Raw genomic sequence first — 7,524 nt, forward strand, 5'->3', positions numbered from 1 at the left:
CGGGAGTCGGGCCGCGCCGCGCGGGCGGGTCAGAGCGCCGAGTCGAGGCGCCCGAGGTGCTCGATGAGGTTCATGTTCTCGGCGTAATCCACCGGGCAGTTGATGATCGACACGCCCGGGTCCGCCAGTGCCTCACGGAGCGTCGGCAGCAGGTCCCCGGCGGACTCGATGTGGTAGCCCTTCGCGCCGAAGCTGCGGGCGTACTGGACGATGTCCGGGTTGCCGAAGTCGGTGTTGGAGTTCTCCCCGACCTCCAGGTCCATCTTCCACTTGATGAGCCCGTAGCCGTTGTCCTGCCAGATCAGCACGGTCAGCGGGATGTTCTCGCGGACAGCCGTCTCGATCTCCTGGGAGTGCATGAGGAACGAGCCGTCGCCGACCGCCGCCAGCACCTTGGTCTGCGGCCTGGCGAGCTGGACCGCGAGCGCGCCGGGCAGCGAGAAGCCCATGGTGGACAAGCCGTTGGAGATGAGGCAGGTGTTCGGCGCGTACGTCGGGTAGAGCCGGGCCATCCACATCTTCAGCGCGCCGGTGTCGACCAGCACGATGTCGTCGCGACCGAGCGCGGCGCGGGTGTCGGCGATGACGCGCTGCGGGGCGAGCGGGTAGCGCTCGTCCGCTGCGCCCTGCTCGAGTTCCTTGGCCAGCAGCGCGCGGGTGGCCGTGGTGTCCTTGTCGTCGATGGTCCACCGCAGGCCGTCGAGTGCGGTGGTGAGGGCGTCGAGGGAGGCGGCGATGTCGCCGATGATGCCGACATCGACCGAGTAGCTGTCGTCCACCTCCGCCGGGAAGCGGTGGATGTGGACGATCTTCTTGTCACCATCCGGGTTGATCCGGGACGGGTCGAACTCCTGCAGCTCGTAGCCGACGGCGATGACGACGTCGGCCTCCTCGAACCCGAAGTTGGTGTAGTCGCGCCGCATGAAGCCGAACGTGCCGGTCGCGCACGGGTGGTCGTCGGGCAGGACGCCCTTGCCGTGGAAGGTGGTCGCCGTCGACACGTCCAGTGCGGTAGCGAACGCCGTCAGCGACTCCTCGGCGCCGCCGCGCGCCGCGCCGTGTCCGGCGAGGATCACCGGCCGGCGTGCCTCCCGCAGCAGCTGAGCCGCCCGCTTGATCTGCTTCGGGGACGGCGCCTCGGGCTGTACGACGTCCCTGCGCAGCGGGCGCAGGTCCGAGCCGTCCGTCGCCTCGTCGACATCCTCGGGCACGGCGAGGTAGACGGCGCCGGGCCGCTCGGACTCTGCGGTCTTGAACGCGCGCCGCACCATCTCTGGGATGGCCTGGGTGGCCGGGACGTCCGCCGACCACTTCGTGACCGGGGCGAACATGCTCACCAGGTCCACGAACTGGTGGGACTCCTTGTAGTTGCGCTCTTTGCCAACCTGCGCGGTGATCGCGACGACGGGCGTGCTGTTCGTCATGGCGTCGGCGACGCCCAGCATCAAGTTGATCGCGCCGGGCCCCAGCGTCGCGGACATCACACCCGCCGAGCCGGTGAGTCGGCCGTGCATCTCCGCCATGAAGGACGCGGCCTGCTCGTGCCGGGTGAGGACGTAGCGGATCTTCTCCGAGCGGGCGAGGGCGTTGGTGAAACGGATGTTCTCCTCGCCGGGCACGCCGAACACCACCTCGACGCCCTCGTTCTCCAGGCAGCGCACCAGGAGTTCGGCCGCTCCGTCGGGGGTCTGCTTCCGGTGCTCGGCGTCGCTCACGCTGATCGTGTCCTCTCCCGGGTTGCGGCCGCGCCGATGGGCGGACCGGTCAGTCGTCTACCCGGGCCCACCGCTCAGACGCCTGCGGACCGGGTCTTACGAGCCAGACCCTCGGATTCTTGATCGCCGCCCAGCGTTCCTCGTCGTCAGAGACCGCAGCCAGGGTCTGGTGGGTGCTGGACGCCATTCCAGAGCATCGGTGCTGCTCAGGGCACCGGCTGGCCACCGACCGATACGACTTCAGGGTGTTGTAGGAACGTCAATTCGACGGGCCTGTGCAGGGCACCACGCGCATCGCCGTGCGGGCCTGCCGGATCGGCGGCATCGACATCGAGGCGGGCAGAGGGCCGTCGCCTTGTTCGCGGACCGGATCGGTGAAGTGATGGACACCGTTGCCGGCCGCGTACAGCTCCGCCCTCCAGGCGGCGGCACGGAGTGGGATGTCCCACCGGAACAGGTCCGGGAGCCCGGGCCTTCCGAGTGTCTGCACGCGAAGGTCGCACAGGCCAACTCTCTCAGTGAGAGCACAAGATGACCGCACGCGCTGTCGTCTATCAAGCCGACTGGGTGCTTCACCGATCGCGAGCCGGACTCCGAACCGCTCACGTACCGGATGCAGTGCGCGGTGTGCGAACAGACCTCTGAAACGAGCACGGATTTCACCGTGCCGCAGGACTGGGTCCTGCGGCACTCCGGCCGCAACCCGTCGCACCACACGTATCGCGAGATCATCACCCGGCCGTGGCGGACCTGGAGGAGGAACCCGTGAGAGGGCACCTGGTCAACCACTTGGGGCGCTATGTCGGTCCGCTCCTCATCATCCTCATCGCAGCCTCGTGCGGCTTCGTCCTCGGGGTGGCCGCGTCCGCCAGCCCCTGATCCATAGCCCCCGCTCCCTGCCGGTGACCCACATCCCATGGCTCCCCCGCCATGCGGCCTGGCAGGGAGCGGGCCCCAGACCAAGATCCCCATCACACCCACGGCTCCGCACAAGGGCAGGAGCCGCAACCCCGCACTACTCACCTCCCGGCCCGCCGGGGGGCTCCTCCATCCCATCCGCATCCGCGCCAAGCGAAGGAACCCCGCCGCTCGCACTGAGCGGGATCCGCCACAGTCACCAGGAGGCAGTGTGAACGACCGGCTTCGCGTGCTCCGCGCACTGGAAGGCAAGACCGTCCTCGTCACAGGCGGCGCAGGACTGATCGGCTCACGGATCACCCACCGTCTGCGCGAACTCGGTGCCCGCCCGGTCGCGCTCTGCGCGCTCGACGCCTACCCCATCGATGTCTACCGGCACCTGTTCGACGTGAACCCGGACTGCCGGGACATCGTCGTGGGCGACGTCCGCGACCAGGTCCTGGTCCGCCGCCTGGTCGGTGAGAGCGACTTCGTCATCCACGCTGCAGCCCTGGCCGACGTAGCCGCCTGCACACGCTCTCCCCAGGCCGCGATCGACAGCAACATCACCGGCACGCAAACCGTGCTCTCGGCTGCCGCAGCCTCCGACCGGCTTCAGCGGATGGTGTTCGTGTCATCGGCGTCGGTGTACGGAAACGGCAACCCCGACGACTGGGCCGGGCCGCACGATGAGCACCGCGGCACACGGGAGCTGCTGGCCGGCATTTACGGGCGTACTCCGCCGCGGTTCGCCGAGTCCCGGCCGCTGCGCCCCCTGTCGGTGTATGCCAACACCAAGGCGTTCGGGGAAGTGCAGACCAAGCTGGTCTTAGGGGCTGTCGGTCTACGGCGAACCGCAGGTCATCAAGCCCGCCAGCCACTCGTGGGTCGTGGCCTGGTTCGCCTCCCGTGCCGCCCTCGGCCTGCCGCTGCACCTCAACGGCGGCGGCCACCAGGTCCGCGACCTGGTGCACGTCGACGACATCGCCGAGGGCACCCTCCTCGCCCTGGCCTCTCCGGAGGCCGACGGGGAGACGGTGAACATCGGGACCGGGCTGTCCACCGCGATCCGCCGCGTCGCCGAACTGGTCGCCGAACAGAGCGATGGCGCCGAGCTGGTGGAAACGCCTATGCCTCCCGGCGACCCGCTGGGCGGGTGTGCCTCCACCGTGCACATGGAGCGCGTACTTGGCTGGCGCCCGCGGATCACGCTGGAAGAAGGCATCGTCCGTTACACGCAATGGATCAAGCGGAGGCCAGCCGCGCTGCCCGCGTGGCTGCACGCGGAGGCAGGCACGGCGCGTGCCTAGACGATGGGTGGGCGGCCCAGGCGTGCCATGCGCACGACCGTGCGCCAGCGCATGGGCTGCCGTCGGCCGCCGGAGGTGAACACGCCCTCCCGAAAGCCGCCGAACCAGGCCCGCAGCCCGGCCCCCGAGCGCGTCCTGGCCAGCGTGAGGGCAGCCCAAACGCCGAGGTAGACGGGAACGAGAAGGGCGGGCAGATGCCGCTTGGCCAGCCACACGCGGTTCCGCGCGGTCATCCGGTAGTACACCGCGTGCCGGGCCGGGGAGGTCTTCGGGTGCTGCAGGAGCAGCGCCGGTTCGTACACCACCCGCCACCGCGCATCCAGCGCCCGCCAAGCCAGATCGGTCTCCTCGTGGGTGAAGAAGAACGCGTCCGGCCAGGTCCCGATCTCATCCAGCATCCGCATCGACAGGGCGTGGCCGCCGCCGAGGAACGTGGTGACCTCGCCGCCCTGCATCGGGTCCTTCGCTCGCAGCCGGGGGATGTGCCGGCGCTGTGTCTGCCCATGTTCATCGGCGATGCGGAAGGACACGATGCCCAGCCAGTCGTCGGCGGCGTACATACCGGCCAGGTGGCTGAGCACGTCGGCGGCCACCAGGAGACCGTCGTCGTCCAGGTCCACCACCACGTCCACGTCGCCGAGCCGTCGCAGCTCCTCGATGGCCACGTTGCGCCCGCCGGCCACGCCGAGGTTCTCCGCAAGCTCCACCGCGTGTACGCCTGCAGGCAGCGTGGGCAGCGGAGCACCGTTGCCCACCACGACCACGTGCGTCGGCGCCAGATCCTGCTTGGCCACCGAATCCAGCAGTGCACGCAGTTCGGCAGGCCGATTACCCATGGTGAGGATCGCGATACCAAAGCGCGGGTGACTCACGAGTGAACTCCATCCATACGCCGCCTGAGGCAGGCGAGCCTACCGACGAACCGAGCCCACTTCCGACCACGCCCCGACAGGAGACATACGTGCACGCACTACCGCTGGGCGACTACATCACGCCCTCGCAAGACGCCGGCCTCGCGCGCACCGCATACGGGCGGCTCGGCGACCTGGACCTCGCCGAGTTCCTCACCCGCTGGCCTGACCTGCACGCCGATGCCCGCAAGCAGGTCCGCCACCGAATCCACCCGACAGCCCGCGTCCACCCTCATGCCATCGTCGGCGACGACGTGATCATCGGACCCCGCGCCCGCGTCTGGGAGTTCAGCACCGTGCGCGGCCACACTGTCATCGGTCCAGGCACCAGCGTCGGCTTCAACTGCGAAGTCACCAACGCCTACATCGGACAGGGCAGCGTCCTGGGCCACCGCATCGGCATCAACCGCACCCTCCTCGGCGCCGAGACCCACCTGTCCGCACTCGTCACCGTGGCAGCAATCCACCTCAGCCGCGACATGCGCAGACCCGACAGGGAAGTCATCCTGCGCCTGCCCGACGGCCTGTATCGATGCGGAACCCCACAGTTCGGGGCACTCATCGGTGACAATGTCCAGACCGGCAACAACATCAGCCTCGGCCCCGGCGTCGCCCTCGGCCGAGGCTGCCAGATCAACTCCGGGGTCACCCTTGGCCCCGCACGTGTCATCCCCGCGGGCAGCGTCGTCACGATGCCGACTGCTCCCGATGCACGAGCACGACCACGTAGGGGGCGCCCGATTCGGTGACTGACAGTCTTGCCCACGTCGTACGGGGTGGCGGGGCACCGGTGCTTCGAGCCGAGCGGCCTGCCGGGGCCGCCGGGTCGGTTGGGCTTCGGTGAACGGGGCAGCGAGAGCGGCAGCCATCGTGGTCCGTACCGCATCAACTGCGCGAGTTGCGTACCGACACGGGCCACGTCAGGCGATCAGCAGTGCGCGTGTGGTGTTGCAGGTCCAGCATCAGCGCGGATGACGATTACGCCGGTGATCTTGTCGGCGAACGTCTGCTTCTTGGGGTCCCAACTCGCCCACAGCCAGCCCAAGCAGAACGCCGGGTAGTTGAGGAACTGGCAGAGCCGACGGGCGAAGGCCAGCCCGACGCCGGGCACAAGTCCGTCATACGTGCGGATGGCGCGGATCCCGAAAGCCTTCTTGGCTACGCTCTGCCCGGTCCGGCCCTCGCGGATCGCCTGCGCGGTACAGGCGGCGATCGTGACAGCGATGCCCACCCAGCTCACCATGGCTGCCCAACCCTCACCCATGCTGTCCTCGCCGACTATTGCAAGACCTACGCCCAGCCACATCGGGCCGAAGTTGATCAGGCAGTCCACGAGGAACGCTTCTGCCCGCTGCCACCATCCCGCATACGACTGGTACTCCGAAGTCTGCGGGTGCTGCGGGTATGGGGCGCTGGCCGCTGGCTGCGGGAACGGCGCATGCAGGGCCCCGGCTATCGGCTGTGATGACGGATAGCCGTACGGCGCTTGCGTCGCCTGCGGGTTCTGCGGGTTCTGCGGGTTCTGCGGGTGGGGGTGGCTCACGCCGTAACTCCTGGCTCTCGCACGTGGGTGACAGAACGTCACCTGTAGATCACACAGACTACAAATGCATGCCTGCGGCGCTCCCGCGGCCCCCTCGGGACGTCCGCCCCTGGCGCGCGGGCGCCGCGGACGGACCCTAAGGACGGCAACGCCATCACGGTGTGCAGCGTGCCGACGACCATGCCGACAGCCCCATACGAAGCGGTGCCGTACCGCACGGGACTGTTCCTGATCACCGCTATCGAACTGGCCCTTCGGGCCCTGTAGACGTCCTGTCCATCACACGGGCGACTTCGGCTCAAAGGGCCTCAGAGCCCACGGCGGACGCGCCAGGATGGGGCGGGTGACGCAGTCCTCACACGCCCCGAAACCCTCCGGCTCCCCGCAGCAAGTCGGCTACCAGAGCGACCCGCGCTTCGAGGACATCGCGAACGCCTCCTAGTGGTCCATGGCCGCCCGCCTCCCACGCACGATCGCCGGTGCCACACGCCTCGGCTGGGCTGCTTCGTGCAGCGGTGCCTCGGCTGCGCGGGCGGTGTCGATGAGCTGCCAGAATGTGTCCGTGTCCATGGCGGATGACTGTGTCACGACCCACTGACAGTGCCGCACTGCGATGGTGGGTGGGTGTGGTTGGGGTGTGGTGGTGCGCGTCGACGGGTGGTCTCCGCGCTCGGGCCGCTGGGGCCCGTGAGAGAGGCTGTGCCGTCCTGTGAGGGCTGGAGGCCCGTCTCTTGGCCTGGATGCCGGGAGGAGCGCCCAGAGGGCGTCTGTGGGCGTGTGCGCCTGGGGTTGGCCCGGAGGGTCAACCCCGTGATGGTTTCCGGGAGTTCACTTTTCCCCGGAAATCTGTATTCTGGTTTCCCGGTGCGGGAATGGAATTCCCGCACACATGCCCGGAGGGCATTACCCCGAATACCCGGGCCAGCACACAAACATGACGGCCCGTCAATTCAAGCCCGAATACCGCCCATTCGGAATTCATGACGGAGTCAGGAATTCACTTCGACTGGAAGTCGAAACAGTTGCTGGAATAGCCCGGAGGGCAATTCCAGCAACTCCCGCCCGGAGGGCGGCAACTCGCGCGGAGACGCGCGAAAGGAGAATCCGGAGGATTCGAGTATTCGGCTGCCGGAGGCAGAGCGAAGCGG

General features: G+C 68.5%; 8 protein-coding genes and 1 pseudogene. 4 read left to right on the plus strand and 5 right to left on the minus strand.

The window, feature by feature from the left end; all coding sequences use genetic code 11:
* Positions 1-29: 29 nt before the first annotated feature.
* On the minus strand, positions 30-1,715 hold the full coding sequence (locus tag ACZ5U5_RS39520; protein ID WP_469031449.1) for an acetolactate synthase large subunit: 1,686 nt from the start codon (positions 1,713-1,715) through the stop codon (positions 30-32).
* Positions 1,716-1,974: 259 nt separating this feature from the next.
* A complete protein-coding gene (locus ACZ5U5_RS39525) occupies positions 1,975-2,205 on the minus strand; it encodes a hypothetical protein (RefSeq protein ID WP_469031451.1) in 231 nt (76 codons plus the stop codon).
* Between the two features lie 123 nt (positions 2,206-2,328).
* Here ACZ5U5_RS39525 and ACZ5U5_RS39530 point away from each other — a divergent pair, with 123 nt between their 5' ends.
* From ACZ5U5_RS39530 to ACZ5U5_RS39540, 3 genes and pseudogenes are all read left to right on the plus strand, one after another.
* The gene (locus tag ACZ5U5_RS39530) at positions 2,329-2,484 is read left to right on the plus strand and encodes a DUF7848 domain-containing protein (RefSeq protein WP_469031452.1); all 156 of its coding nucleotides are present in this window, start codon (positions 2,329-2,331) and stop codon (positions 2,482-2,484) included.
* Positions 2,485-2,631: 147 nt separating this feature from the next.
* A pseudogene (locus tag ACZ5U5_RS39535) lies at positions 2,632-3,378 on the plus strand (NAD-dependent epimerase/dehydratase family protein); the annotation flags it as partial.
* Positions 3,379-3,502: 124 nt separating this feature from the next.
* A complete protein-coding gene (locus ACZ5U5_RS39540; protein WP_469031453.1) occupies positions 3,503-3,922 on the plus strand; it encodes an NAD-dependent epimerase/dehydratase family protein in 420 nt (139 codons plus the stop codon).
* On the opposite strand, the gene ACZ5U5_RS39545 is transcribed toward ACZ5U5_RS39540, so the two are convergent.
* On the minus strand, positions 3,919-4,794 hold the full coding sequence (locus ACZ5U5_RS39545; RefSeq protein ID WP_469031454.1) for a glycosyltransferase family 2 protein: 876 nt from the start codon (positions 4,792-4,794) through the stop codon (positions 3,919-3,921). The two genes, ACZ5U5_RS39540 and ACZ5U5_RS39545, sit on opposite strands and share 4 nt — an antisense overlap.
* Positions 4,795-4,883: 89 nt before the next feature.
* On the opposite strand from ACZ5U5_RS39545, the gene ACZ5U5_RS39550 reads away from it, so the two are divergent.
* Positions 4,884-5,582, plus strand: coding sequence for an LbetaH domain-containing protein (locus tag ACZ5U5_RS39550; RefSeq protein ID WP_469031456.1), 699 nt, complete (start codon positions 4,884-4,886; stop codon positions 5,580-5,582).
* Between the two features lie 179 nt (positions 5,583-5,761).
* Here ACZ5U5_RS39550 and ACZ5U5_RS39555 read toward each other — a convergent pair whose 3' ends face one another.
* Positions 5,762-6,376, minus strand: coding sequence for an RDD family protein (locus ACZ5U5_RS39555; protein WP_469031457.1), 615 nt, complete (start codon positions 6,374-6,376; stop codon positions 5,762-5,764).
* A 438-nt stretch (positions 6,377-6,814) separates the two neighbouring features.
* Positions 6,815-6,946 carry a hypothetical protein gene (locus ACZ5U5_RS39560; protein ID WP_469031459.1) on the minus strand — a complete coding sequence of 44 codons (132 nt, stop codon included), beginning with the start codon at positions 6,944-6,946 and terminating at the stop codon, positions 6,815-6,817.
* Between the last annotated feature and the right edge of the window lie 578 nt (positions 6,947-7,524).

It is taken from the genome of Streptomyces sp. NPDC033177 (genome assembly GCF_055577715.1).

Coding starts and splice junctions, on each gene's coding strand:
- ACZ5U5_RS39530 (WP_469031452.1), top strand. CDS start 2,329: ATGCAGTGCGCGGTGTGCGAACAGACCTCTGAAACGAGCACGGATTTC.
- ACZ5U5_RS39560 (WP_469031459.1), bottom strand. CDS start 6,946: ATGGACACGGACACATTCTGGCAGCTCATCGACACCGCCCGCGCAGCC.